This window comes from Micromonospora haikouensis (assembly GCF_000876225.1).
In the GTDB taxonomy this organism is placed as follows: Bacteria; Actinomycetota; Actinomycetes; order Mycobacteriales; family Micromonosporaceae; genus Micromonospora; species Micromonospora haikouensis.
The window spans coordinates 3,374,997-3,400,460 of record NZ_JXSX01000001.1; the positions used below are offsets into that span (position 1 = coordinate 3,374,997).

Here is a 25,464-nt window from a genome sequence, read left to right on the forward strand (position 1 = left end):
CCGTCAGTGTTCCCGGTAGGTGGCCAGGTCGAAGTCCGCGTGGGCGCCGTCGCCGCCGAGGTCCTGCACCCACAGCCCGAGCAGGGCCCCGGTGAAACCCCACGCCGCCGGCTCGCCGTCGATGATCAGCGCGGCGTGCTCGTCGGACAGGATCGTCGCGTCCAGCTCCACCGGGATCCGCCGCCACCCCGCGCCGAGGTCGTACCAGAAGCGCACCACGGGCCCGTCGAACTCGGCCCGCAGGCCCACCGGGCCGGTGCCGGGCGCGTCGACGGTGAGTTCGGGGTACGCGGTGCGTCGCCCGCTGTCGGAGCTGAGCAGCTCCAGCACCCGTCGGCCGTCGTCGGCCCGGGTGAGGTAGAGGTGGTGCCAGTTGAGGGTGTTGTAGTAGGCGCTCACCCCGGCGAGCTGGTAGTGGTCGACCGGGTCGAACTCGACGACGGTCTCCAGGGAGCAGTGCGTGGCGCCGACGCGGCGCGCGACCAGGCTGGGCGCCTGCTTGCCCACCGGCGACTGTCCGCCGTGGACACGCAGGTGGGAGGGGCGGCTGCGCAGGTCGACCCAGTCGTCGGTGGCGGGCCGGCGCAGCGTCGACCAGGACGGGCCCAGCTCGCCGGCGTCGAAGTGGTCGGTGGTGGGCTCGTCGGGCCACGGGTGCGCGGGCAGGCCGGGCCCCGCCACCTCGTCCGCCGGCACCCCGCCGGGGATGCTCGGCCAGCCACCGGCGGGCCAGTCGACCCGCTGGATGGCGGTCTCCCGCCCCAGCACGCAGTTGCCCAGCGGGGTGTAGGGGCGGCCGACGAGGTGCGCCAGGTACCAGTCGCCGTGCTGGGTGTGCACCAGGCTGCCGTGCCCGGCCTTCTGCAGCGGCAGGTCGGGCCGGCCCACCGAGGTCAGCAGCGGTCCCGCCGGGTCCACCTCGTACGGCCCCAGCAGCTCGCGGGAGCGGGCCACGGTGACCTGGTGTTCCCAGCTGGTGCCCCCCTCGGCGGTGATCAGCCAGTACCAGCCGTCGTGACGGTAGATGTGCGGGCCCTCGGTGAGCCCGACCGAGGTGCCGGTGAACAGCAGTTGGGGGCGGCCCACGAGGCGGCGCTGGGCGCGGTCGTAGCGCTGGATCTCGATGCCGGCGAAGCGGTCGCGCCCGGGTCGCCAGTCCGCGCGCATGCTCAGCATCCAGGTGCTGCCGTCGTCGTCGTGGAACAGCGACGCGTCGAAGCCGCGCCCGTGCAGCTGCACCGGATCCGACCAGGGGCCGGTGATGTCGGGCGCGGTGATGAGGTAGTTCTGCGGGTCCCAGTAGCCGCTGGCGAAGCTGGCCACGTCGCTGTAGACGAGGAAGAACTGCCCGTCGTGCCAGGTCAGGTCCGGTGCCCACACCCCGTTGGAGTCGCCGCAGCCGCGCAGGTCGAGCAGGCGGCGCTCGGTGACGATCCCGCCGAGCGGGCGCCAGTGCACGAGGTCGCGGGAGTGGTGCACGCGGACGCCCGGGTACCACTCGAACGTGGAGGTGGCCAGGTAGTAGTCGTCGTCGACCCGCAGGATCGACGGGTCCGGGTGGAACCCGGGAAGGACGGGGTTGCGGATCGACCGGGCAGCGGTCGCCACGTCAGCGGTCTCGGTCGACACGTCGGCTCCTCTGGTGCGGCTTTCGGAACTTCCGGACGCTCGGCCCGGATTATCGGTAGGTGCCGACCACGGTAGCCGTTGACGTCGCCTTAGGACAGACCCCTTGACCCGGACATACGCTTCGTCGTAGCGTGCCCGCCATCGATCGGTAATACCGGCGAAGCATTGGAACTTCCGAAGATAACGTCGAGTCCTGCCGGCTCGATCAGCATCCGAGCACCTCGTGAGTCCCCGAAGGGATGGACCATGTCAGCGCACCTCTCCCGCAGAACGCTGCTCGGCCTCGTCGGCGCCGGCGCCGGCGCCTACCTGCTCAGCGGCTGTAGCGGCGACGACGAATCCGGCGACCCGAACGCCCCGCAGACCATCGACTGGTGGCACATCCAGAACACCGAGCCGATGCTGCCGGTGTGGGCGGCGGCGGCCGAGGAGTACAAGACGGCGCACTCGAACGTCAAGATCGAGATTCAGCCGCTGGAGAACGAGGCGTTCAAGGCGAAGCTGACCACCGCCACCCAGGCCGGATCCCCGCCCGACCTCTTCCAGTCGTGGGGCGGCGGGGTGCTCCGGCAGCAGGCGGAGGCCGGCCTGGTCAAGGACATCACCGACGACGTGAAGCCGTGGATCGGGAGCCTGCTGCCCCTGTCCCTGGAGCCCTACACCATCGACGGCAAGATCTACGGCGTGCCGTTCGACATCGGCATGGTCGGCTTCTGGTACAACAAGGACCTCTTCGCGAAGGCCCAGATCACCGAGCCGCCGACCACCTGGGCCGCGCTGCTCGACACGGTCCGCAAGCTCAAGGCCGCCGGCATCGTCCCGATCGCGCTGGCCGGCAAGGAGAAGTGGCCCGCCCACTTCTACTGGGCCTACCTGTCCATGCGCATCGGTGGGCTCGGCGCCCTCCAGCAGGCCGCCAAGGACAAGAACTTCGACACCCCCGACTTCGTGGCCGCCGGCGACCGGCTCAAGGAGCTGGTCGACCTGCAGCCGTTCCAGAAGGGCTTCCTCGGCGCCGAGTACGGCTCCCCGGACGGCCAGGCCGCCACCATGGGCAACGGCGGCGCCGCCCTGGAGCTGATGGGGCAGTGGGCCCCGTCCGTGCAGGCGTCCAGCTCCACCAGCAAGAAGGGCATCGGCGACAAGCTCGGCTTCTTCCCGTTCCCGGCCGTCGACGGCGGCAAGGGCTCCGCCACGGAGGTGTTCGGCGGCGGCAACGGCTTCGCCGTCGGCAAGGACGCCCCCGCGGCGACCCTCGACTTCCTCAAGGCCCTGCTCAGCGTCGACAGCCAGCGCAAGTCCGCCAAGACCGGCGCGGTGCTGCCGACGGTCAAGGAGGCGACCGACGCGATCTCCGACCCCAACAACAAGACCGTCGCGCAGGCCCTGGCCAGCGCGACCGGCTTCCAGCTCTACCTCGACCAGGCGTACCCGCCCGCCGTCGGCCAGCAGGTCAACGACAGCGTCGCCGAACTGATCGCCGGCAACAAGACGTCCGCGCAGATCCTCAAGGACATCACCGCGGTCGCGAAGAGCCAGTAGCCGTGGCCCGCCCCGTGGCCCGCTGAGAGAATCGAGTGGAACACGTATGACCAGGCCATCGACCGTGCCGGACACCAGGCGCGGCGGCCCGGCGACCGACCCGCCGGGGCCGGGCACCGCGCGACGGCGCGGCGCCCGGCCCCGGCCGGGCCGCCGCCGCGTCCTCGCCGCCTTCCTGACCCCGGCCCTGGCACTGTTCCTGCTGCTGGTCATCGCCCCCATCGTGGTGGCCAGCTACGCCAGCCTCTACAAGTGGAACGGCTTCGGCCTGCCGGAGAACTTCGTCGGGCTGGACAACTACACGCGCGCCTTCGGCGACCCGACGTTCCGCGGCGACCTGTGGCACGCCCTCGTGCTGATCGTGCTGTCGCTGACCGTCCAGCTGCCCGCCGCGCTGGGCCTGGCCATGCTGCTCAACCAGCCCCTGCGGGGCCGCAGCGTCTACCGGCTGATCTTCTTCGCCCCGTACGTGCTCTCCGAGGTCACCACCGCCGTCCTGTTCAACCTGGTGTTCTCGCCGAACCGGGGGCTGGGCGACTCGATCGCGCGGTGGCTGGGCTCCGACGCCGGCACGATCTTCGCCGACCCGGACACCGTGCTGTACGCCGTCTTCATGATCGTGTCCTGGAAGTACTTCGGGCTCTACATGATGCTCTTCCTGGCCGCCCGGCAGGGCATCCCCAAGGAGCTGAACGAGGCCGCCACCACCGACGGCGCCGGCCCCTGGCAGGCCTTCCGGCACGTCACCCTGCCCCTGCTCGGGCCGACGATCCGGATCAGCGTCTTCCTGTCGGTCATCGGCACCATCCAGCTGTTCGACATGGTCTGGGTGCTCACCGGCGGCGGCCCCATCCACGCCTCCGAGACCATGGCCGTGACGATGTTCCAGTACGGCTTCCGCCGCTTCGAGGTCGGCTACGCCAGCGCGATCAGCATCGTCATGTTCCTGCTGAGCTTCGTGTTCGCCCTCGTCTACCAGCGCGTCGTGCTGCGCCGCGACACCGAGGGCGCGATCACCAACCAGGGAGACAACCGATGACCAGCACGGCGAACCCCGCCCTGCGGGCCCGCCGCCTCGTGTTGCACCTCGTCTGCATCGCCGTCGGCGCGGTCATCGTCGTGCCGGTCTTGTTCGGGGTGCTCGGCGGGTTCAAGGACAACGGGCAGCTGTCCACCAATCCCCTCGGCTTGCCCGACCCGTGGGCGCCGAGCAACTACACCGACATCCTCGCCTCCGAGGTGTTCTGGCGGCAGTTGGGCAACAGCGTCCTCATCGCGGTGACCGGCACGTTCATCATGGTCGCCGCGGCGGCGATGGCCGCGTTCGTCTTCGCGCGCTTCGCGTTCCGGGGGCGGGAGCTGCTGTTCACCCTGTTCGGCGTGGGGCTGATGTTCCCGTTCGCGGTGGCCATCCTGCCGCTGTTCGTGCTGCTGCGTGGCCTGGGCCTGCTGGACAACCCGCTCGGGGTGATCCTGCCCCAGGCCGCGTTCGGCCTGCCCATCACCGTCATCATCCTGCGGCAGTTCTTCCGCACCATCCCCGGCGAGGTCGAGGAGGCCGCGATCCTCGACGGGTGCAGCCCGTTCGGGTTCTTCTGGCGGATCCTGCTGCCGATGGCCCGCCCCGCTCTGGCCACCGTCTCCGTGCTGGCCCTCGTGACCAGCTGGAACAACTTCATGCTCCCGCTGGTCGTGTTCACTGACCAGAGCTGGTGGACCCTGCCCGTCGGGGTCCAGGCGTTCCAGGGTCAGTACTCCGACGACACCGCACGGGTGCTCGCCTACGTGGTGCTGTCCATGGTGCCGGCGCTCGGCTTCTACGCCGTGGCCGAACGCCAGCTCATCAGCGGTCTCTCGGGCAGCGTCAAGGGGTGACCGGCGACCGCTGCGATAGCCTTCTGCGACCGTAGGCACCAGGTGAGACGAAAGGGCGGGCCGTGGGTTCCGACAGCAGCCGAAACGTCACCATCGCGATGATCGCGCGTCTGGCCGGCGTTTCCGTGCCCACGGTCTCCCGGGTCATCAACGGCCGCTCCGATGTCGCCCCCCAGACCCGGGAACGCGTCGAGGAGCTGCTGACCCGGCACGGCTACCGTCGCCGGCTGCCGAGCAGGCGTACCAGCTCGGCCCTGATCGACCTGGTCTTCAACGACCTGGACAGCCCCTGGGCCGTGGAGATCATCCGGGGGGTGGAGGACGTCGCGCACAGCAGCGGCGCGGGCACCGTCGTCTCGGCCATCCACCAGCGCACCTCCTCGGCCAAGCAGTGGCTCGACAACATGCGTGGCCGGTCCACGGAGGGGGTCATCTTCGTGACCTCGATGGTGGCGCCGCCGTTGCAGGCCGAGCTGCGCCGGCTCAACCTGCCGGTGGTCATCGTCGACCCGGCCGGCGTGGCCCCGCAGGAGGCGCCCACCATCGGCGCCACCAACTGGGCGGGCAGCCTGGAGGCCAACCAGTACCTGCTCGGCCTGGGCCACCGCCGCGTCGGCTTCATCGCCGGGCCGCCGCAGCTGATGTGCAGCCGGGCCCGGCTGGACGGCTACCGGGCGGCGCTCGACGCCGCCGGCGTCGCCGTCGACGACGCCCTCATCCGGCCGGGCAACTTCTACCACGAGTCGGGCTACGCCGCCGGCACCCAGCTGCTGGCCCTGCCCGACCCGCCGACCGCGATCTTCGCCTCCAGCGACCAGATGGCGCTCGGCGTCTACGAGGCGGTCCGCAAGCGCGGCCTGCGGGTGCCCGACGATGTCAGCGTGGTCGGCTTCGACGACCTGCCCGAGGTGCGGTGGTGCTCCCCGCCGCTGACCACCGTCCGGCAGCCGCTCGTGGAGATGGGCATGCTGGCGGCGCGTACCGTGCTGCGGCTCGCCCGGGGCGAGAAGATCGAGAGCCCGCGGATCGAGCTCGCCACCGAACTCGTCGTCCGCGACAGCACCGCGCCCCCGTCCCGCACGCGTTGACCGGGGGCGGGCCTGGTCGGCCCACCCCCGGTCACCGTCGCCGACGGTCAGGCGATCGTGCAGGTCGCGCCGTTGAGGGTGAAGGAACTGGGCTTGGCGGTGTTGCCGGTGTGGTTGGCCTGGAAGCCGATGCTCACCGAGGCGTTGGGGGCGATGGTGCCGTTGTAGGAGACGTTCCTGGCGGTCACCTGCCCGGAGGTGGGGGAGTAGGTGGCGTTCCAGCCGCCGGTGATGCTCTGGCCGCCGGGCAGCGTGAAGACCAGGGACCAGCCGTTGATGGTGCTGCTGCCGGTGTTGGTGACGGTGAGGTCCTCGGTCAGGCCGTTGCTCCAGGCGTTGACGGTCGCGGTGACGCGGCAGGCCGCGTTGCCCGGCGGCGGGGTGGTCGGCCCGGGGGTGGTCGGCCCGGGGGTCGGCGTGGTCGGGTTCGGGGTCGGCGTGGTGCCGCCGAACTGGGTGAAGAACCGCCAGGTCTCGCCGGGCAGCCAGGTGCGCGAACCGCTGTCACCGGTCGCGCCGTCCTGCGGGGCGGCGATGTGCCCCTCGTCGAACGCGATCCAGGTGACCGGGTAGCCGGCCTGGCACCCCGAGTAGTTCGTGGTGATGTGCCGCAGGCTGCCCTGGGTGGGCTCGGCCGGGTTCTGGGCGGTGCAGCCGTTGTTGCGGACGAACCGGTCGCGCAGCGACCGCCCGGTGGAGATGGGGAACACCCCGTCCCGGATGCCGTGCACCCCGAGGTACGCGATCGGCGACGTGCCGCCGCTGCACCCGCTGATCGCCCCGGCGGAGTAGACCGCCACCGCCCGGAAGACGTTCGGCCGGGCGCACGCGAGGGCGTACGTCATGGCGCCGCCGTAGCTGAAGCCCACCGAGAAGCGCTGCGCCGTGTCGACGCACAGGTCGGCCTCGATCCGGCGGATGATGTCGTCGACGAAGGTGACGTCCTCGCCGCCGGCGTTGCCCCAGCCGTTGTTGATGCCCTGTGGGGCGACGAAGATGGCGCTGTTGTTCGCCAGCTGCTTGAGCCCGTAGTAGGACCAGACGTCGCGCTGCACGGTCTGGCCGGTGTCCACGTCGACGGCGGTGCCGCCCACCCAGTGGAACCCGAAGATCAGGCGGTACGGGTTGTTGTTGTTGTAGTTGTCCGGGATGCGCAGGATGAAGCTGCGGTTCTTGCCGTTGCTGGTGATCGTCTGGGTGCCGCTGCGCAGCGTCGGGGCCTTGCCGCACCCGGCGGTCGCCGCGGCGGCGCCGATCTCGGCGGCCGACGCCGTGGCACCGAGGCCGCCGCTGAGCGTCGAGCCGACCAGGGCCAGCGCGAGCAGGGCGGCGCCCGCGACGGGCGCGAGCCAGGATCTGTGCTTGGTCATCTGTTGACTCCTCTATCGGTGGTGGACGTGGGGTCGTGGGTCAGGAGGACGTGCAGGTGAGGCTGGTGGGCGCCTGGGCACTGCCGGTGCTGGAGGCGATGAAGCCGGCCGTGGTCGAGCCGCCGGCGGTCAACTGTCCGTTGTAGGCGGCGTTGGTCACGGTGACCTGGCTGCCCTGCTGGCCGAAGGTCGCGTTCCAGCCCTGGGACAGGGACTGCCCGCTGGGCAGCGAGAAGGTCACCCGCCAGCCGCTGATGGCGGCGCTCCCGGTGTTGGTGATGGTCAGCCTGCCCTCGTAGCCGCCGGACCAGGACCCGACCTGCGTGTACGTGACGCCGCACGCCTGCCCGGCCGGCGGCGTGGCGGTGGGGGCGGGCGTGGTGGGGGCGGGCGTGGTGGGAGCGGGGGTGGTGGGCGTCGGCGTCGGGTTGCTGCCGGTGCCGAACTGCCACCAGTTGAGGTTGAACAGGTTGCCGCTGCCGCCGACGAAGCGGAGGTAGAGGTCCTGGGTGCCGGTCGCGCCGGTCACCGGGCAGGACACCGTCTGCCAGGTCTGCCAGCCGCCGGTGACCGGCACCGTGCACGCGCCGACCCGGGTGCCCGTGGGGCTGCCCAGCCGGACCTCGATCGTGCCGCCGCTGCCCGCCGAGGCCACCCGCGCGCTGAACGACGACGCGCCCGCCCCGAACGCCACCCCCTTGACCTTGATGTAGTCACCGTTGCTGAGGAAGCTGGCGTTCATGCCGCCCTCACTCGCCGGCTCCGTCTCGACGCCGACGGACCAGGCGATGGTCTCGGCCTCCTGCCGCACGTACGGGTTCAGCGTGCCCACCTGCGGCGCCCCGGTCGTGGTCATGTTCATGGTCGGGATCGTGCCGTCGCTGTTGTAGGTGAACTTCTCCACCGCCACCGACCGGGTGAAACCACCACCACCGGGCAGCGCCCCGTTGTGGTAGAAGAAGTACGACCCACCGTTGAAGTCGACGATCCCCGGGTGGTTGGTGAAACTGCTGCCCTGCCGAGGCATCACCGTCCCCCGGTACGTCCACGGCCCCGTCGGACCCGGCGCCGTCGAATAGGCGATGAACTCACCACAACACTCCGCCGCGAACACGTTGTAGTACAGACCGTTGCGCTTGTACACCCACGGCCCCTCCTCATACAAGGTGGGACGGCTCGCGTTACCGGTACGGGTGCCGAACCCGGCCGTGGTCAACGGGATCTTCGTCGGGCTGCCCGAGTAGGAGACCATGTCCTGGTTCAGCTTCACGTACCACAGGTTCGGGTTACCCCAGTACAGGTACGCCTGCCCGTCGTCGTCGATCATCACGTTCGGATCGATCTCACCGTTACCGACCAGGGGACGACCGATCGCGTCGCGGAACGGACCGGTCGGGCTGTCGGCCACCCCGACGCCGATCACCATGCCGCCGCCACGCTGCTTCACCGGCACATACCAGTAGAACTTGTTGTTCCGAGCCACCACATGACCCGCCCACGCATCCGACTCCGCCCACGAGAACGTCGCCAGACTCATCGGCGAACCATGATCAGTCCAGTTCACCATGTCCGCCGACGAGAACACCCGCCAGTCCTTCATCGTGAAGTACGTCGACCCGTCCTCGTCATGACCGGTGTACAGATACACCCGACCGTTGTGCACCAACGGCGCCGGGTCCGCGGTGTAGATCGTCTGCACGATCGGGTTGTCCGCCCGCGCCGGGGCGGCGAACAGCGTCCCGACGCAGAGCAGGGTCGCGACCCAGGCGACGCCGCGCCTGAGTCTCGTGCCGGTCAGGGTCTTCACAGGTACCTCCCGAGGCGTGGGCAGCGCACCTGGCACAGGTGTCTGCCCGGGGTGGGTGAGTGCGTGGGTGGTCGACCGGCACCCGCCCGGGGGTGCGGCGGCGCGGTCGGCCCTGGTAGGGGCTGCGACATCACGGGTCGGAGCGGGCCCTGACGTCCACGCGGACGCCGGACGTGCTCAGCTCCCGGCTGTTGCTCCGGCTCTGCCGCCCCGGATCGGCGATCTCGGTGGCGGCGGCGGAGCGTGCCCTTCGCTCCTGAGAGGCAGGATACTTGTTACCGTTAACACGGACAAGACGGGGATCGATGTCGTGGCGGTGCCGCCCCGCGCGGGCCGCCCGCCGGCACCCGGGGCCGACCCGGGCCGACCCCTCGGCCCGGCCACCCGGCACCCGGGGCGTTGCCGGGGTCTGCCATGCTCGGCACGATGACGACCGGCCGCCCCACTTCACGCCGCCCGCGCCGCCGGGCCGCCCTCGTCGTCCTCGCGCTCGGGGCGGTCGCCGCCCTCGTCGCCGTCGCCGGGGTCGCCTGGCAGTTCCTGCGGCCACCGGGCCCGCGCCCGCTGTTCCAGCTCCCCGTCGCCTGCGGCGAGACGTGGCAGCTCGGCACCTATCCCGGGCACGACGACTACGACGTCGACCTGTTCCCCAAGCGGGGCGAGGCGTGGGGGCGGCCGGTGCTCGCCTCGTACGCCGGAACGGTGACCGTGGCGGGGATCAACGGGTCGCTGGGTGGCCGTACCCCCGACAACCCGGACGGCCCGCGCGGCCGGGGAGGCGGGTACTGGGTGAAGATCGACCACGGCGGCCGGTGGGAGACGCAGTACCTGCACCTGCTCGAACCGCCGCTGGTCCGCGAGGGCCAGCGGGTCGCCCAGGGCGAGCAGATCGGGCGGGTCGGCAGCACGGGCAACTCCGGCGCGCCCCACCTGCACTACGAGCAGCGCCGGGGCTGGGAGAAGGTCGAGACCTGGTTCGACGGCGAGCCGTCGGGGATCACCCACGACGACGTCGAATACACGGTCACCCGCAAGAGCAACAACTGCGCCGCCGCGCGGCCGTAGCCGGCCGCGCCCGCCTTCCAGTCACCGTCCAGATCGCTTCCACAGCCGGCTGGCAGCGTCTACGCCACAGACGCGAAGGGCGTCACGTGGCGAAGGGACGCGACTCAGGTGCGAAAAGGAACGAACTGGAGGCTGGCCGCGGCGCTCAGCCTGGTCGTCGCCGCCGGATCCCTCACGGTTTCCGGGCCGGCGGCGGCCGCCCCCGTCATCCGGCTGGCTCCGGCGGCCCCCGTGCAACCGGCCGAGGTCGCCGGCTCGGTCGACTATCTCACCAGGACCTACGGCGTCAGCGTGCGGGAGGCGGTGCGCCGGCTGGAGTTGCAGCGGACCGCGGGCGCGTTGCAGGACGTGCTGGCCCGCGACCACGGCGACACCTTCGCGGGCTCCTGGATCGACCAGGAGAACGGGGGCGTGCTCTACGTCGCCAGCACCGCCGCCGAAAAACTGGCCCCCGCGCTGGGCGCGATCCCGGACCGGCGGCACATCCGCGTCGTCGGGGCGCGGCACTCCCTCCGGGAACTCGCGGCCAGGGCCAGAGAGGTCAGCGCCCGGCTGGGGCTCACGCCCCAGCAGGAGCCGGTGATCAACCCGCAGCGTAACCGGGTGGAACTGCACCATGGCGCGGCGGACGCCGTGCGCGGCTCGGCCAGCCGGCGAGCGCTGGCCGACGACCTGGGCGTCACCGTGGTCGACTCGCCGACCCCCACCCCGCAGGCCTGCACGATCCAGAACTGTGAGGCGCCGATACGCGGCGGACTGCGGCTGGAGATGTACGACTTCAACAAGAACTACCAGTGGAGCTGCACCAACGGATTCAACGTGCACGGCTCGGACGGCTGGCAGTACACGCTCACGGCCGGGCACTGCAGCGAAGCCGGGACGGCCTACTACTCCAAACACGCGGGCCTGTGGGTCGGCCGCTACAACTATCCGACCTACGTCAGCCAGATCTACCCCTACGACGGGGTCATCATGCCGTACGTGGTGATGAACGGCTTCGAGTACGTCACGTACTGGGTGGTGAATCCACGCAACACGGTGTTCAACTCGCGGGGGAGCGCGCAGTTCCCGATCTACGGGATGTACAGCTACGCCCAGATCGGGGTCGGCTGGGTGGCCTGCCACACCGGTCAGACGTCCAACAACACCAGGTGCGGCACGGTCCTCACGAAGGACGGCGGAATCAAGACGGACATCTGCACGCAGAACGGGGACAGCGGCGGCCCGCTCTTCAGCGAGGCCGACCACATGGCCTACGGCATCCTGCACGGCGGCACCGACAAGGTCGGCAACTGCACCACGCGGTCGTACTACTCGCCGCTGTCGAAGGTCTTCGACTCCGCGCGCTCGTACTCCGGGATCACGTTCAACGTGAACTCGGCCGCCTGACCGACCGGCCCCGCCGACCGGCGGGAGGGCCGTAGCCAGCGCCGCCGCCTGGCTACGGCCCTGCTCGTGCGCCGGGGCAGCGGCCCGGCCTGGGTCAGCACCCGCCGGTGCGCCTCCCGCAGGTCCGGCCCCGGGTCGATGCCCAGCTCGTCGGCGAGCCGCTCGCGGATCGACCGGTACGCCGCCAGGGCCTCGGCCTGGCGGCCCGCGGCGGCGAGCGTCGTCACCAGGCCCGCCTGGACGCGCTCGTCGAGCGGGTCCCACTCGGCCGCGCGGCGCAGCGGCGCCAGCACCGGCGCCGGGCGGCGCAGCCGGACCGCGACCCCGGCGGCGTCGAGGACGGCGTCGGTGAACTCGCCGTCGAGGCGCGCGAACGTGGCCCGGGCCCCCGGGGTGCCGGCCAGGCCGTCGCCGGCGGGGCCGTGGCCGAGTCGCAGCGCCGCGCCGTACCGGTCGAGTGCCGCGTCGGGGTTGCCACTCCGCGCGTACGCCTTCGCCTCGGCGACGGTCCGCCGGAACAGCACGAGGTCGAGCGCCTCCGGCCCGGCCGTGAAGCGGTACCCGTTGCCGTGCCGGGTCAGGTACGCGCCCGGGGCGCGCGGCGGCAGGCCGGGTTCGAGCAGGCGGCGGAGCCCGCCGACGTACTTGTGGATGGTGTTCACCGCGCTCGGCGGCGCGCCCGGCCCCCAGAGCAGGTCGACCAGCTCGGGCGTGCCGACGGGGTGACCGGTGCGGGCGAGCAGGAGCGCCAGCAGGCAGCGTTGCTGCGGCGGCCCGGCGTCCACCTCGGCGTCGCCGCGCCGGACCCGTAGCGGGCCGAGGATCCGCAGGTGCGTCGCCGGGCGGCGCGGATCGACACTGTGCGAAACAGGCATGGCATGACGATAGGTAGCGGCGTGGATGCTCAGCGTACGTCGGATGACGTAATGACGCGGGCCAGCTCCGCCCGCGACTTGACGTGCACCTTCGGGTAGATGCGGTACAGGTGGGTGCTGACCGTCCGGGGGGACAGGAACAGGTGCGCGCCGATCTCCCGGTTGCTCAGCCCCTCCGCGGCCAGCCGGGCGATCTGCTGCTCCTGCGGGGTGAGGGCGGTCAGCGCGTCCGTCGGCCGACGGCGGCTCTCGCCCGTGGCCCGCAGCTCCGCCCGGGCCCGGTCGGCCCACGGGGTGACGCCGAGCGCGTCGAAGGTGGCCGCGGCGGCCCGCAGCGGCGGCCGGCTCTCCGTGACCCGCTGCGCCCGCCGCAGCGCCGTGCCGTACGCGAGCTGGAGACGAGCCCGGTCGAACGGCCAGCCGGTCAGGTCCTCGGCCAGCGCGGCCCGGTAGTCCCCGCCGAGCACCGCGCGGGCGTAGCCGAGGCCGACCCGCAGCGACGGCGACCCGGTTCGCACGGCGACCGGCTCCAGGTCGCGGACCACCGAGCGCAGCTCGTCCTGGAAGCCACCGAGCAGGGCCGCCTCGGCCAGGTGCCCGAGCACGAGCAACTGGTGGCCCGGGAAGTAGGCGCTGTCCGCCGGGTCGAAGATCCGCATGAGCTGCCGGAACGCGTCGTCCGGGTGGCCCTCGGCGAGCGCGGCGACGCCCCGGATGCGCTGCACGAGGGCCAGCATCGGCAGCCGCCGGCCGGCGGAGAGCACCTGCTCGGCGGCCTCGGCCCGGCGGTGGGCGGCGGCGACGTCGCCCCGCAGCGCCTCGGCCAGGCCCATGGTGAGGCTGCCGCCCAGCGCCCACATCGGCAGCCCGGTCTCCTCCGCCAGGCTGATGCACTCGGCGGCCAGCGGCACGGCGGCCCGGGTGTCGCCCAGCGCCGCGTACGCCGACGCGGCCGCGTTGAGCGCCTGGGAGAGGACGCCGATCCGGCCCTGTGCGCGCAGCTCGGCCGCGGCGGACAGCGCGAACGTCCCCGCCAGGTCGAACGCGCCGACGGCCCAGGCGGCGATCGACAGGTCGCTGCGCAGGGCCGGTGGCAGGTCCATCCGGTGCACCAGCCGCTCCAGCCGCCGCAGCGCGGCGGCACCGTGCTCGACCGGTGCGACCAGCAGCATGATCCCGGGCACGCGCGGGTCGTCGTCGATCGATCCGAGCGCGAGCGTGACCTCGGTGAACCGGTCGCGGACGGGCGCCGGCACGTTCGAGTAGTAGACGCGGAGCGCCAGGTCGCTCATCGCCTGGAGGGCGCGCTCGGGGTCGCCGTCGCGGCGCATCATGTCGATCAGGTCGGCGTAGGCCAGCAGCCGTTCCGGCCCGGACCAGGCCACCGGGAGGTACGTCTCGCGCAGCCAGGTCAGCCGGGCGCGGTCGGCCCGCCGCAGGGCGCTCTCGTCGATCTCGCCGAGCAGCCGCCGCACGGCGTGCGGGTCGCCCTGCTCGTGCGCCACGAGACAGCTCGACACCTGCCGGTGGCCGCGCGCGGCCGGGTCCCGGCTGAGCTGGACGGCCCGGGTGAGCGCGGCCAGCGCGAGCGGCGCCTGCCGCGAGGCGGCGGCGATCGCCACGTCGGTGAGCTCCCGGGCCAGCGCCTCGTCCGGGCCCGACGCGGCCGACGCCCGGTGCCAGAGCTGGCGCTGTGGGCTGGCGGACAGCACCTCGGCCAGCGCCGCGTGCACGCGGCGACGGTCCGCGGGCGCGGCCTGCTGACGCAGCGCCGAGCGCAGCAGCGGGTGCCGGAACCGCAGCTCGTACCGTTCGTCGACGGCGACCAGGCGGGCGGTCACCGCCGGCTGGATCGCCTCGGCGGGCACGTCGGCGCCGACCAGGACCGCGGCGGCCGCCAGGATCTCGTCCAGGCCGGTCCCGTCGTTCAGCGCCGCGATCAGCAGCAGGGTCCGGGTCGGCGGCGGCAGGTCGGCGACCAGCCCGCCGAAGGTCCGCTCCATCCGCGTGCTCAGCGGCAGCGCCGACGACGACAGCGCCCCGTCGCCGAGCCGGGCGACCGAGGTGCCGAGCTCCACGATGCCCAGCGGGTTCCCGGCGGCCTCGTCCAGCACCCGGTCCCGCAGCCGCCGGGTCAACCGGGGCGCGGTCCGGTCCAGCAACGTCCCGGCGTCGGCCGGGTGCAGGGGCTCCAGCCGCAGCTCGGGCAGTCCGGCCCGGGTGAGCCGCCGGTCGACGTCTTCGCCGTCGCGTACCGCCATGACCACGGCGACCGGGTCCGACCCGACCCGCCGACAGAGGAACGTCAGGGTCTCCCAGGTCGCGGCGTCCAGCCAGTGCGCGTCCTCGACCGCGAGCAGCGTGGGCTGCTCCGGTTCGCCGAGCAGGTGCAGCACCTCGACGGCCCGGCGGTACGGCGAGTCCGCCGTCAGCGCGGCGGCACGCAGCGGGCGGAGCAGGTGGTCGAGCCCGGCGTACGGGATCTGCCCCTCGGCCTGCACGCCGGTCACGCCCAGTACGCGCACCCCGCGCCCGCGCCCGGCGCGGACCACGTGCTCCAGCAGGGCCGACTTGCCGATCCCCGCCTCGCCGCGCAACACCAGCGCGCCGCCCCGCCCCTCGGTGGCGTGGGTGAGCAGATCCCCGAGCAGGCTGATCTGGTCGTCCCGCCCGACAAGCCCGGCCATGCCCCCATCCTGCAACGCCACGGCCGTGGCCTCACCCGCCGTCGACCCGGGGCCGCCGGTGGTCGGTCAGCCGGAACCCGACCCCCCGCACCGCCACGACGGTGACGCCGGTGCCGAGCTGGTCGAGCTTGCGGCGCAGCCGCTTCACCAGGGACTGCACGCCGGCCGGGCGCTGCCGCCCCTCGTCGTGCCAGACCGTCCGGTGCAGCTCGGCGTAGCTCCAGACCCGGACCGGTTCGCTGGTCAGGCGGGTCAGCAGGTCGCGTTCGAGCCGGGTGAGGAAGACCTCGCGCTCGCCGTAGCGGGCCGTGGACCGGGCCGGGTCGATCCGCAGCAGGTCGTCCGGGCCCGCCTCGGGGGTCGGCCGCCCCGCTGCGGGCGGCCCCTGCGGCACCGCGATGATCCGGCGCAACTCGTCGAGGTCGGCCACCAGCAGCAGGGGCGCGATGCCGTCGAGGCGTTCGGCGAGCCGGATCCGCTCGGCCGGCGACGGCGTCACCGCGATCACCAGCGGGATCGGCGGCCCCGCCTCGTCGAGGGGACCCGACGGCACGCTGCCGTCGCCGCCGCTCACCGCGCCCACCCGGACGCGACCGGCCGCTGCTGCCCGAGTCTGTCAGCGCGGTGACAGCGACGGGCGGCCACCACCGCCGGCCGGGCTGCTCCTAGCGACGAGTTGCTCACGTCGCGTGCTTGATCCTTCATCTTTGTCGATCATAGTTTGCCCACAGGCGGCCGGCGTGACCCGCACGGCGCCTGGAGGGCCTGGGGAACCGCGCGTACCGGTGCGTCCAGAGGGGAGGCACGGTCGTTGTACCCCTGTCACGGCCCGACCAACCGCGGGTCGTTCTGCAGGAGGCAGCACCGATGCTGAGACGTCCACACCCCAGGGGCCCGGCCGGGCGCCTGGTGAGCGCCGGTGCGGCGCTCGTCCTCGCCGCGACGGCCCTGGTCGCGACCGGTTCCGGGGCGCAGGCCGCGCCGGGCGGCACACCCGCGGACAAGATCCGGCCCGAGCTGGTCAAGCAGCTCCAGGCCAAGAGCGAGAGCGACTTCTGGATCCACTTCGGTGCCCGGGCGGACCTGAGCAAGGCCGGCGCGATCACGGACTGGACCAAGCGGGGCGCCGCCGTGGCGGACGCGCTGCGCCGCACCGCCGCCGACAGCCAGGCCAAGGTCCGCGCCGAGCTCGACGGCGCGGGCGCGAAGTACCAGAGCTTCTGGGCGACCAACGCCATCAAGGTCAGCAGCGGCTCCCTGACGATGGTGCAGAGCCTCGCCGCGCACGCCGAGGTCGACGGCGTCTACGCGCCCGTCGCCTACGAGCTTCCCGAGGTCACGAAGGGCACCGACGAGAAGACGGCCAACGCCCTGGAGTGGGGCATCGCCAACATCAACGCCGACGACGTCTGGTCGCGCTACGGCGTCACCGGCGCCGGCATCACGGTGGCGAGCATCGACTCCGGCGTGCAGTTCGACCACCCGGCGCTGGTGCGGTCCTACCGGGGCAACAACGGCGACGGCACCTTCGACCACAACTACAACTGGTTCGACGCGGCCGGCGACTGCGCCGCCGCCCCCTGCGACGGCGACGGCCACGGCACCCACACGATGGGCACGATGGCCGGCGCCGACGGCGCCAACCAGATCGGCGTCGCGCCCGGCGTCCGGTGGATCGCGGCCAACGGCTGCTGCCCGACCGACGCCGCGCTGATCGCGTCCGGCCAGTGGATGCTCGAACCCACCGACCTCGACGGCGAGAACCCCGACGCCAGCAAGCGACCCCACGTCATCAACAACTCGTGGGGCACCCGGCTGCCCTCCAACGACCCGTTCATGGAGGACGTGACGCTGGCCTGGGCCGCGTCGGGCATCTTCGGCGCCTGGTCCAACGGCAACAGCGGCCCGTCCTGCCAGACCAGCGGCTCGCCGGGCAGCCGGTCCAGCAACTACTCCACCGGCGCGTACGACGTCAACAACGCCATCGCCAGCTTCTCCGCCCGGGGCGCCGGCCAGGGCGGTGCCGTCAAGCCCGACATCTCCGCGCCCGGCGTCAACGTCCGCTCCAGCATCCCCGGCGGCGGCTACGGCAGCCTCAGCGGCACCTCCATGGCCTCCCCGCACCTCGCGGGCGCGGTGGCGCTGCTGTGGTCGGCGGCGCCCGCGCTGGTCGGCGACGTCGCGGCCACCCGCGCCCTGCTGGACGACTCGGCGATCGACACCGCCGACGCCCAGTGCGGCGGCACCGCCGACGACAACAACGTCTTCGGCGAGGGCCGCCTCGACGCCCTCGCGCTGCTCGACGCCGCCCCGATCGGGGAGACCGGCACCCTCGCCGGCACGGTCACCGACGCGGCCACCGGCGACCCGGTCCCCGGCGCCACGGTCGCCCTCACCGGCCCGGCGTCCCGGCAGCTCACCACCGGCGCCGACGGCAGGTACTCGTCCCTGCTGCCCGCCGGCGACTACCAGGTCGCCGTGACCGCGTTCGGCTACGCCGCCCGGACCCTGCCCGCCATGGTCCGCGCCGCCGCGACCACGACGCTCGACGTCGCCCTGACGGCGGTGCCGTCGGTCACCGTCAGCGGCTCGGTCACCGACGGCTCCGGCCACGGCTGGCCGTTGTACGCGAAGGTCAGCGTCGAGGGCCTGCCGGTGTCCGACTACACCACGCCCGGCAACGGCCGCTACAGCCTCACCCTGCCCGCCTCGGCCACGTACAAGCTGAAGGTGGAGCCGCAGTACCCGGGCTACCAGACCGTGACCCGTGAGGTCGTGGTCGGCTCCGGCAACAAGACCCAGAACGTCGCCGTCACCGTGGACCCGGCCGCCTGCACCACCGCGCCCGGCTACGGGTACGGCTCCGACGGCGTGTACGAGACCTTCGACGGCGACCGCGCCCCGGCCGGCTGGTCGGTCGTGGACAACGCCGGCACCGGCCAGGGGTGGCGGTTCACCGACACGGGGAACCGGGGCAACCTCACCGGCGGCACCGGCGGCTTCGCGATCGTCGACAGCGACGACTACGGCAGCGGCGGGAAGCAGGACACCTCGCTGGTCAGCCCGGTCGTCGACCTCACCGACGTCGCCGCGCCCGTGATCCGGTTCAACCAGGACCTCAACTGGGTCAGCTCCGAGCGCGCCGACGTCGACCTCAGCGTCGACGGTGGCGAGACCTGGACCAACGTGCTGCGCCAGGCGGCGGACGTGCGCGGGCCCAAGGTCACCGAGATCGCGATCCCGCAGGCGGCGGGCAGGTCCGGGGTCCAGGTGCGGTTCCACTACTACGACGCCACCTGGGAGTGGTGGTGGCAGGTCGACAACGTGCTGATCGGCAGCGAGGTCACCTGCGCGCCGACCGACGGCGGCCTGGTGCTCGGCCACGTCCGCGACGCCAACGACAACGGGTACGTCAACGGCGCGACCGTCACCAGCGACGACCGGCCGGCGCAGACGACCACCACCGTGGCCACCCCCGACGACACCGAGCTGCCCGACGGCTTCTACTGGCTGTTCTCCTCGCTGACCGGCGCGCACCGGTTCACCGCCAAGGCCGGCGGCTACGTCAGCCAGGGCAAGCAGGTCACGGTCGAGGCCGACTGGGCCACCACCGCGACCTTCAAGCTCGCGGCGGGCCGGCTGTCCGTGCAGCCGGCGGCGGTCAGCGGCACCGTGCGGATGCCCACCGGCACCGTCGCCAAGACCTTCACGGTGACCAACACCGGCGGGGCCCCCGTCGACGTCCGCTTCGGCGAGCGCGACGGCGGCTTCGAGCTGCTGCGGGCCGACGGCTCCCGGGTGACCCAGCGGCAGATCCTGGCCGCCGAGGGGGCCCCGGAGCAGCGGATCACCGCCGCCACGTCGCTGGCCGCGCGGGCGTCCGGCAAGGCGGCTTCGGCGGCCCCCGCCCCGGCCGGCCCGCAGGCCGCGCCGTGGACGGACGTCACCGACTTCCCGGCCGCCATCATGGACAACCGGGTGGTCAGCCTGGACGGCAAGGTGTATTCGATCGCCGGCGGCAACGGCACGGCGTCGTCGGCGAAGAACTACGTCTACGACCCCATCGCCCAGACCTGGACCTCGATCGCCGACCTGCCCGGCGCGCGCAACGCCGTCACGGCCGGCGTCGTCGACGGGAAGATCATCGTGACCGGCGGTTGGGGCGCGTCCGGCCCCGACGCCGCCACCTGGTCGTACGACCCGGCGGCCAACGCGTGGACGCAGAAGGCGAACAACCCCGCGCCCCGGTCCGCCGCCGGCCAGGCCGTCGCCGACGGCAAGCTGTACGCGGTCGGCGGTTGCACGACGGCGAACTGCACGCCGATGTCGAACGACGTCCTGCGGTACGACCCGGCCAGCGACACCTGGGAGGCGCTGCCCGACTATCCGAAGGCGGTGGCGTTCCTGTCCTGCGGCGGCATCGGCGGCGTCGTCTACTGCACCGGCGGCAACGACGGCTCCGTCGCGCAGAAGGCCGGCTACGCCTTCGACCCGGGCACCAACGCCTGGACCGCGATCGCCGACGCACCGGCCGACAACTGGGCCAGCTCGTTCGCCGTGGCCAACGGCAAGCTGCTGGTCGTCGGCGGCTCGCAGGGCGGGGCGATCACCAACGCCGGCTTCGCCTACGACCCGGCGGGCAACTCGTGGTCGGCCCTGCCGAACGCCAACACCGCCCGGTACCGGGGCGGCGCGGCGTGCGGCTTCTACAAGGTCGGCGGCTCCTCGGGCGGTTTCACGGCGACGGCGGACAGCGAGGCGCTGCCCGGCTTCGGCGAGTGCGCCGAGGCCGCCGCGGACGTCAGCTGGCTGACGGTCGACAAGACGGCGGCCACGCTGGCGCCGGGCGAGAAGGTCACGGTCACCGTCGGGATCGCGGCCACCGTGGACCAGCCGGGCACGTACACGGCGTCGGTGGTGATCACCGAGAACACCCCGTACACCGTCGCGCCGGTGCCGGTCACGATGACCGCGCAGCCGCCGAAGACCTGGGGCAAGCTGCTGGGCACGGTGACCGGGACGAGCTGCCAGGGCGTCGGCGCGCCGATCTCCGGTGCGGTGGTCCAGGTCGACTCCTGGGCGATGTCGTGGACGTTCGCCACCGACGACCAGGGCCGGTACGCCTACTGGCTGGACAAGCGGAACAACCCGCTGACGTTGATCGTCGCCAAGGACGGCTGGAAGCCGCAGACCCGCCAGACGAAGATCAACACCAGCACGCCCACCGTGGAGAACTTCGCGTTGGCGCCGATCCGCTGCTGACCGTCGACGGCTGACGGGACAGCCCCGGCCCGCCCGGTCACCCGACCGGGCGGGCCGCGGGCGTCCTGCGGCGGGCCGGCCGTCCGGGTGTCGGCCGCCCGGCTGCGGGCGGACGGAGGGAGGGGCTCAGGGCAGCGCCAGCCGGAAGCCGACCCCCCGGACGGCGTCGATGGTCGCCGGCACGCCCAGCCGGGCCAGCTTGCGCCGCACCCGGCGCACCACCGAGTGCAGGTCGGAGCCGCGGCCCAGGCGCTCGGTGCCCCAGACCTCGCGGTGCAGCCGCCGGTGGGTCCAGGTGTGCCCGGGCGTGCCCACCAGGCAGCGCAGCAGGTCGTGCTCCAGCGGGGTCAGCCCGATCTCGCGGTTGCGCCAGCGCAGCACCCGCCGGTCGGAGTCGATGCTCAGCGCGGTCGCGGCCGGCGCGGCGGCGGTGACCACGACCCGGTGGGCCGCCGCCTCGGCGGGCGGGGCGGCAGGCTCGCCGGCCACGCCGAGGAACCGCCGCGCCTGGTCCACGCTGGAGACGATCAGGACGGCCTCGGACCCGCCGAACAGCTCGGCGAGGCGGCGGCGGTGCGACGCCGAGGAGGCGATGCCGATGGCCAGGGAGGGTCTCCCGCTCATCTCCGCCCTCCCCGTCCATCCGCTCGCGGAACGGCGTTGACATAATAATGTGCGTCGATGTCTGCGGCAATCTCCCTTCCCGACGGTCGCGCCGCTTCGGCGTGGCAGGATGTCGGCGTGCCCGAGGCCCGCAGACCACCGGTCGCGTTCGAGACGACCTGCGTCGTCGCGGCGCCGCCGGACGAGGTCTACCACCACCTGTCCGACCCGTTCAGCTACGTCGGGCTGTCGCCGCTGATCGTGGCGGTCCGCGACGTGCGCGCGGGCCACGACGCGCAGGGCCGGGCCGTCGCCCGCTACGTCGCCGTCGAGCGGTTCCGGCTGGTCGGCCCGGTGCGGTGGGACAACCCGATCCGGGTACGGATGGTGGCGACCCGGCCGGGCGAGCAACTGGTCAGCGAGGTGCGCAGCCCCGGCTGGGTGTCGCTGCGCGCGGTGGTGGACCTGACCGCCGTGGCGGGCGGCACCCGGGTGCGGGAAGGGGTGACCGCCGAGGCCCCGGTGCCGCTGCGGCGGTTCGTGGCGGCGAAGGCGCGCGAGGTCGCCGCGTACCGGGCGGCCGAGCTGACCCGCCGCATGGCGGCCCGGTAGCCCCCGCGCGGGACGGCGTCGCGGACCCGCGCCGCTGCGGGCCCGCGACGCCGGCGCGGGCGTTACCGGTAGGTCAGGTCGGACGAGGAGTAGAGGCAGTTGGTGCCGTCGGCCCCGGTGCCGACCTGGGTGGGCTCGCTGCCGGTGTTGTTGCCGTTGTACTTGCGGCAGATCACCATCGCCCGGCTGGGGTCGTTGACGATCGTGATGCCCGAGAACCGGGCGGTGTCGCCGTAGTTGACGTTGATCCCGGCCACCGTGTTGCCGGGGCGGGTCAGCGTGCTGTCGCGGATGACGACGGTGCGCTTGTACTGGGTGGAGCAGTTGCCGCAGGAGCGGTAGAACGTCCCGAAGTTGGTCGCCTGGAAGTTCTGGACGGTCAGCGTGCCCGCCCCGTTGTGCTGGAAGACCTTGTCGCTGGCGCTGCGGGCGCCACCGCCGTCGACCAGGAAGACGGGCGACCCGCTGCCGCGGAACGTGGCGGCGTCCTCGCCCACGTCCTCCCACCACACGTTGCGCAGCGTGCAGGACCCGGCGCAGTGCACGCCGTCCCCGGCGGGGCCGCCGATGATGACGTTCTGCAGGGTGGCCCCGGCGGCGAGCTGGAACATCGGGTCCTGGCTCTCCTCCTGGCTGCCGTCACCGATGCAGCAGTACCGGCGCATGCCGCCGTCGAACACCCCGGAGACCGGGATCGTGCCGTCGACGCCGACCTGCCCGGTCGGCGTCGGCCAGGATCCGGTCGGCGGCGGCGTGGTCGGCGGCGGCGTGGTCGGTGGTGGCGTGGTCGGGTTGCCCGGCGTGGTCGGGTTGCCCGGCGTGGTCGGGTTGGTCCCGCCGGTGCAGGTGACGCCGTTGACCGCGAAGCTGGTCGGCGCCGGGTTGCTGCTGTTGTTCCACGTGCCGTTGAAGCCGAACGCGGTCGACGCGTTGGTGGCGAGGTTGCCGTTGAAGCTCACGTTCGTGGCGGTCACCGCGCTGCCGCTCTGCGTCACGGTGGCGTTCCACGCCTGGGTGACCGTCTGGCCGGCGCCGAACGACCAGGTGAGCCGCCACGAGGTGAGGGGGTCGCCGACGTTGGTGAGGGTGACCGTGGTGGAGAAGCCGCCCGGCCACTGCGAGCCGACCGCGTAGCTGACGCGGCAGCCGGCGGCGGCCTGCGCGGCGCCCGCCGTGGCCACGACCCCCGTGGCGGCGAGCGTGGTCGCCGCCACGACGGCGAGAAGGGACCTTCGGCGCTGTCTGTGCAGCATGTTGCTCCCTGGCTGTACGTGGGGCCCGCGGAGGTGCCGGCAGCCGGTGCCCGCCGGATGCCGGAGCGGACCCTGGTCCGTGCCCGGACGCCCGTCCGTCGGACGGGCCGCGCCGCCCACGGGGCAAGCGCTTTCACCCAGCAGAGCGCAGAACGATGATCGACACAATCCCGGTCCCGCCGCCGCGTAGGGAAACACCCGATTACCGCGCGGGCGCGCGGCCCTAGCGTCAGGCGCATGCCCCGTCGTACGCACGCCCCGGCCCGCCCGCTCCGCCCGGCCCGGGTCACCACGCGGTTCCGCCGCCTGGCACCCGTCCTGCTGCTCGCCCTGCTGACGCCCGCCGCCTGCGGCCGGCTGGCCGGCCCGCTCTCCGCCGACCCGGGCGACGCCGCCGACCGGCCCGCCCCGGTGGCGTCGCAGCCCGGCGGGTCGGCCGACCCGGCCGCTCCGGAACCCGGCGACCCGGCCGACGGGCAGTCGCCGGAGCCGGGGGACGAGGCGGTGGCCCTGCCCGACCCCTGCACCCTGGTCCGCAAGGCCGAGGCCGAGAAGCTGGCCGGCCTCGGACTGGACGACGGCAGGCCGGTCGGGGACACCTGCACCTACACCGCGCCGGTCGACGGGCCGACCGCACAGGTCGAGGTCTTCGTCGGCGACGGCGCGAAGAAGTACCTCGACATCGAGCGGACGCTCGGGCACGAGACGCGGGCGCTGCCCGGCGTGGGCGACGAGGCGTACGCGACCGCCGACTCGTTCTTCGTCAACGCCTCCGGCAGGTGGGTGGCCGTCCGGCTGGTGCGGCTCAACGACCCCGAGGAGAACCGCCGCCCGTTGGAGTCCCTCGCCCGTACCGTCGCCGCCCGGCTCTGAGGCCCGGATGCGCCCACGCCCGCGCCGCGCGCTGGCCGCCGCTGTGGTGGCCCTCCTGGTGCTCGCCGGCTGCGCCGACCCGCAGCCGGCGGACCGCCCGGCGGACCCGGCGGCCGGCGCGGACGACCTGCGGTACGGCCCGGCACCGGTCCCCGAGCCCGGCGTCACCCTCCAGCCGGACGTGGTGCTCGTCGGCGGGGGCGGCCGGTCGGTCCGCTCGGTCACCGCCGACGGCCTCACCTGGCGTCTCGACCGGCGGGCCCGCAACGCCGACGCCCTCGCCCCCGGCAAGGTCATGTTCGTCACCGGGCGCGGGGTGGGCCGGGTGCTGGACGTCGCCCCCGACGGCGGTGACCTGCTCGTGACGATCGGCCCGGTCGACATCACCGAGGTCGTCCGGGACGGCACCTTCGCCCGGCGCGGCATCACCCTCGCCGACCCGATCGTCTACCCGGCCGGCGCGGCGTCCTGGGCCGACGACGCACCCGCGCCGCCGAGCACCTACGGGCGCAGCGCGCCCCTGCGCCGGCCGGCGGCCCGCGCGCCCGCCGACCAGCCGGTGCAGCCGCCACCGCAGCGCGGCGGGGACGTCGCCGCCACGGCCCACGGATACCAGGTCTACTCGACCTGCTGCACCAACGGCGTCGGCGTCCACTTCACCTACGACGACGGCGGCGTCCGCCTCGTCGGCACCGTGACGCTCACCTTCAGCCGCCCCGACGCCACCTTCCACCTCGCCATCGGCGGCGGCACCGTGACCCGCGCCGAGCTGGAGATCGGCGGCGGCTTCGGCATCAAGGTCGACTTCGAGGGCGGCATCCGGGACGGCCGCAACCACAGCAGGTCGTTCCCCGTCCCGGTGGACATCACCTTCCCCATCGGGCAGGTCCTCGGGATCCCGCTCTCCTTCACGATCGGCCAGACGCTCTCGGTCACCACCGCGTTCGGCGCGAAGCTGGGCACCGTCAAGGGCTCGGGCGAGTTCGCCCTCGCCGGCTCGCTCGGCTTCGGCTACGCCGACGGCGCCGCCGGCCCCCGGATCAGCAAGCGGGTCCAGCGCAGGTCGAGCCTGCTCAACTCGCTCACCGGCGTGCCCGTCGGCGTGATGGGCCTGGTCATCCGGCACGGCGTCCGGTTCACCGTCGGGATCAGCGCCTTCCTGTTCACCGCCGGCGTCTACTTCGAGCTGGTCACCTCGTACGGGTCGACGCTCGGCTCCGCCCTCGGCGCCCCGTACGCCCAGTGCCGGGGCGTGGGCATCGGCGTGCGGGCCGTCTTCGGCGTCGGCTACCGCATCCTGGAACCGGTCGTGCGGGTCCTCAACACGTTCCTCAGCCTGCTGACGCCGCACCGGGCCGCCGCGATCGGCCCGATCCCGGCGCAGGCCGGCCCCCGGTGGAGCACCACCGTCCACGACGCCGAGGAGGTCGTCCCGGACGTCGCGGTCTGCGGACGGCCGCCTCGCTGACCGTCCCACCGGGATGCCGCCGGCCGCCCACCGGCGCGCACGGGCCGTCACCTGGCGCGGGCGTGC

General features: G+C 73.2%; 18 protein-coding genes. 10 read left to right on the top strand and 8 right to left on the bottom strand.

Annotation, left to right across the window (positions count from 1 at the left end):
• Positions 1 to 3: 3 nt before the first annotated feature.
• The gene (locus TK50_RS13850) at positions 4 to 1,629 is read right to left on the bottom strand and encodes a glycoside hydrolase family 43 protein (RefSeq protein WP_043963118.1); all 1,626 of its coding nucleotides are present in this window, start codon (positions 1,627 to 1,629) and stop codon (positions 4 to 6) included.
• A 246-nt stretch (positions 1,630 to 1,875) separates the two neighbouring features.
• On the opposite strand from TK50_RS13850, the gene TK50_RS13855 reads away from it, so the two are divergent.
• From TK50_RS13855 to TK50_RS13870, 4 genes are all read left to right on the top strand, one after another.
• On the top strand, positions 1,876 to 3,171 hold the full coding sequence (locus TK50_RS13855; RefSeq protein WP_043963119.1) for an extracellular solute-binding protein: 1,296 nt from the start codon (positions 1,876 to 1,878) through the stop codon (positions 3,169 to 3,171).
• A 46-nt stretch (positions 3,172 to 3,217) separates the two neighbouring features.
• A complete protein-coding gene (locus TK50_RS13860; RefSeq protein ID WP_043963120.1) occupies positions 3,218 to 4,210 on the top strand; it encodes a carbohydrate ABC transporter permease in 993 nt (330 codons plus the stop codon).
• Positions 4,207 to 5,046 (top strand): carbohydrate ABC transporter permease, encoded by an 840-nt coding sequence (locus tag TK50_RS13865; RefSeq protein ID WP_043963122.1) that lies wholly within the window; start codon positions 4,207 to 4,209, stop codon positions 5,044 to 5,046. The genes TK50_RS13860 and TK50_RS13865 overlap by 4 nt, the downstream gene beginning before the upstream one ends.
• A 98-nt stretch (positions 5,047 to 5,144) precedes the next feature.
• The gene (locus TK50_RS13870) at positions 5,145 to 6,134 is read left to right on the top strand and encodes a LacI family DNA-binding transcriptional regulator (protein WP_228986508.1); all 990 of its coding nucleotides are present in this window, start codon (positions 5,145 to 5,147) and stop codon (positions 6,132 to 6,134) included.
• A gap of 47 nt (positions 6,135 to 6,181) precedes the next feature.
• Here the strand turns inward: TK50_RS13870 and TK50_RS13875 are convergent, their stop codons facing one another.
• Together TK50_RS13875 and TK50_RS13880 are read right to left on the bottom strand one after the other, a co-directional pair.
• Positions 6,182 to 7,504: a CE1 family esterase gene (locus tag TK50_RS13875; RefSeq protein WP_043963125.1), complete on the bottom strand. Its 1,323-nt coding sequence runs from the start codon at positions 7,502 to 7,504 to the stop codon at positions 6,182 to 6,184.
• Between the two features lie 40 nt (positions 7,505 to 7,544).
• Positions 7,545 to 9,239, bottom strand: coding sequence for a family 43 glycosylhydrolase (locus TK50_RS13880; protein ID WP_241774030.1), 1,695 nt, complete (start codon positions 9,237 to 9,239; stop codon positions 7,545 to 7,547).
• Positions 9,240 to 9,737: 498 nt separating this feature from the next.
• Here TK50_RS13880 and TK50_RS13885 point away from each other — a divergent pair, with 498 nt between their 5' ends.
• Together TK50_RS13885 and TK50_RS13890 are read left to right on the top strand one after the other, a co-directional pair.
• Positions 9,738 to 10,376 (top strand): M23 family metallopeptidase, encoded by a 639-nt coding sequence (locus TK50_RS13885; RefSeq protein ID WP_043964505.1) that lies wholly within the window; start codon positions 9,738 to 9,740, stop codon positions 10,374 to 10,376.
• A gap of 108 nt (positions 10,377 to 10,484) precedes the next feature.
• Positions 10,485 to 11,765 (top strand): S1 family peptidase, encoded by a 1,281-nt coding sequence (locus TK50_RS13890; protein ID WP_043963126.1) that lies wholly within the window; start codon positions 10,485 to 10,487, stop codon positions 11,763 to 11,765.
• Here TK50_RS13890 and TK50_RS13895 read toward each other — a convergent pair.
• From TK50_RS13895 to TK50_RS13905, 3 genes are read right to left on the bottom strand one after another with little or no spacing between them, the layout of a single operon-like run.
• Positions 11,687 to 12,640, bottom strand: coding sequence for an AfsR/SARP family transcriptional regulator (locus TK50_RS13895; RefSeq protein WP_043963127.1), 954 nt, complete (start codon positions 12,638 to 12,640; stop codon positions 11,687 to 11,689). The two genes, TK50_RS13890 and TK50_RS13895, sit on opposite strands and share 79 nt — an antisense overlap.
• A gap of 29 nt (positions 12,641 to 12,669) precedes the next feature.
• Positions 12,670 to 15,327 (bottom strand): helix-turn-helix transcriptional regulator, encoded by a 2,658-nt coding sequence (locus tag TK50_RS13900; RefSeq protein WP_043963129.1) that lies wholly within the window; start codon positions 15,325 to 15,327, stop codon positions 12,670 to 12,672.
• A gap of 31 nt (positions 15,328 to 15,358) precedes the next feature.
• A complete protein-coding gene (locus tag TK50_RS13905) occupies positions 15,359 to 15,901 on the bottom strand; it encodes a winged helix-turn-helix domain-containing protein (RefSeq protein ID WP_052503840.1) in 543 nt (180 codons plus the stop codon).
• A 335-nt stretch (positions 15,902 to 16,236) separates the two neighbouring features.
• Between TK50_RS13905 and TK50_RS13910 the strand changes: the two genes are divergently transcribed.
• Positions 16,237 to 20,589 (top strand): S8 family serine peptidase, encoded by a 4,353-nt coding sequence (locus TK50_RS13910; RefSeq protein WP_241773990.1) that lies wholly within the window; start codon positions 16,237 to 16,239, stop codon positions 20,587 to 20,589.
• Positions 20,590 to 20,715: 126 nt separating this feature from the next.
• On the opposite strand, the gene TK50_RS13915 is transcribed toward TK50_RS13910, so the two are convergent.
• Entirely contained in the window at positions 20,716 to 21,213 is a 498-nt protein-coding gene (locus tag TK50_RS13915) for a winged helix-turn-helix domain-containing protein (RefSeq protein WP_043963133.1), read from the bottom strand.
• A 117-nt stretch (positions 21,214 to 21,330) separates the two neighbouring features.
• Here TK50_RS13915 and TK50_RS13920 point away from each other — a divergent pair, with 117 nt between their 5' ends.
• Positions 21,331 to 21,804, top strand: a complete 474-nt coding sequence (locus TK50_RS13920; protein ID WP_043963134.1) for an SRPBCC family protein — start codon at positions 21,331 to 21,333, stop codon at positions 21,802 to 21,804.
• 62 nt (positions 21,805 to 21,866) lie between these two features.
• Here TK50_RS13920 and TK50_RS13925 read toward each other — a convergent pair whose 3' ends face one another.
• Positions 21,867 to 23,057: a pectate lyase gene (locus TK50_RS13925; RefSeq protein ID WP_082106305.1), complete on the bottom strand. Its 1,191-nt coding sequence runs from the start codon at positions 23,055 to 23,057 to the stop codon at positions 21,867 to 21,869.
• A gap of 237 nt (positions 23,058 to 23,294) precedes the next feature.
• Between TK50_RS13925 and TK50_RS13930 the strand changes: the two genes are divergently transcribed.
• Together TK50_RS13930 and TK50_RS13935 are read left to right on the top strand one after the other, a co-directional pair.
• Positions 23,295 to 23,930, top strand: a complete 636-nt coding sequence (locus tag TK50_RS13930; RefSeq protein WP_043963135.1) for a hypothetical protein — start codon at positions 23,295 to 23,297, stop codon at positions 23,928 to 23,930.
• A gap of 7 nt (positions 23,931 to 23,937) precedes the next feature.
• Positions 23,938 to 25,398: a hypothetical protein gene (locus tag TK50_RS13935; RefSeq protein WP_043963137.1), complete on the top strand. Its 1,461-nt coding sequence runs from the start codon at positions 23,938 to 23,940 to the stop codon at positions 25,396 to 25,398.
• Positions 25,399 to 25,464 lie beyond the last annotated feature (66 nt).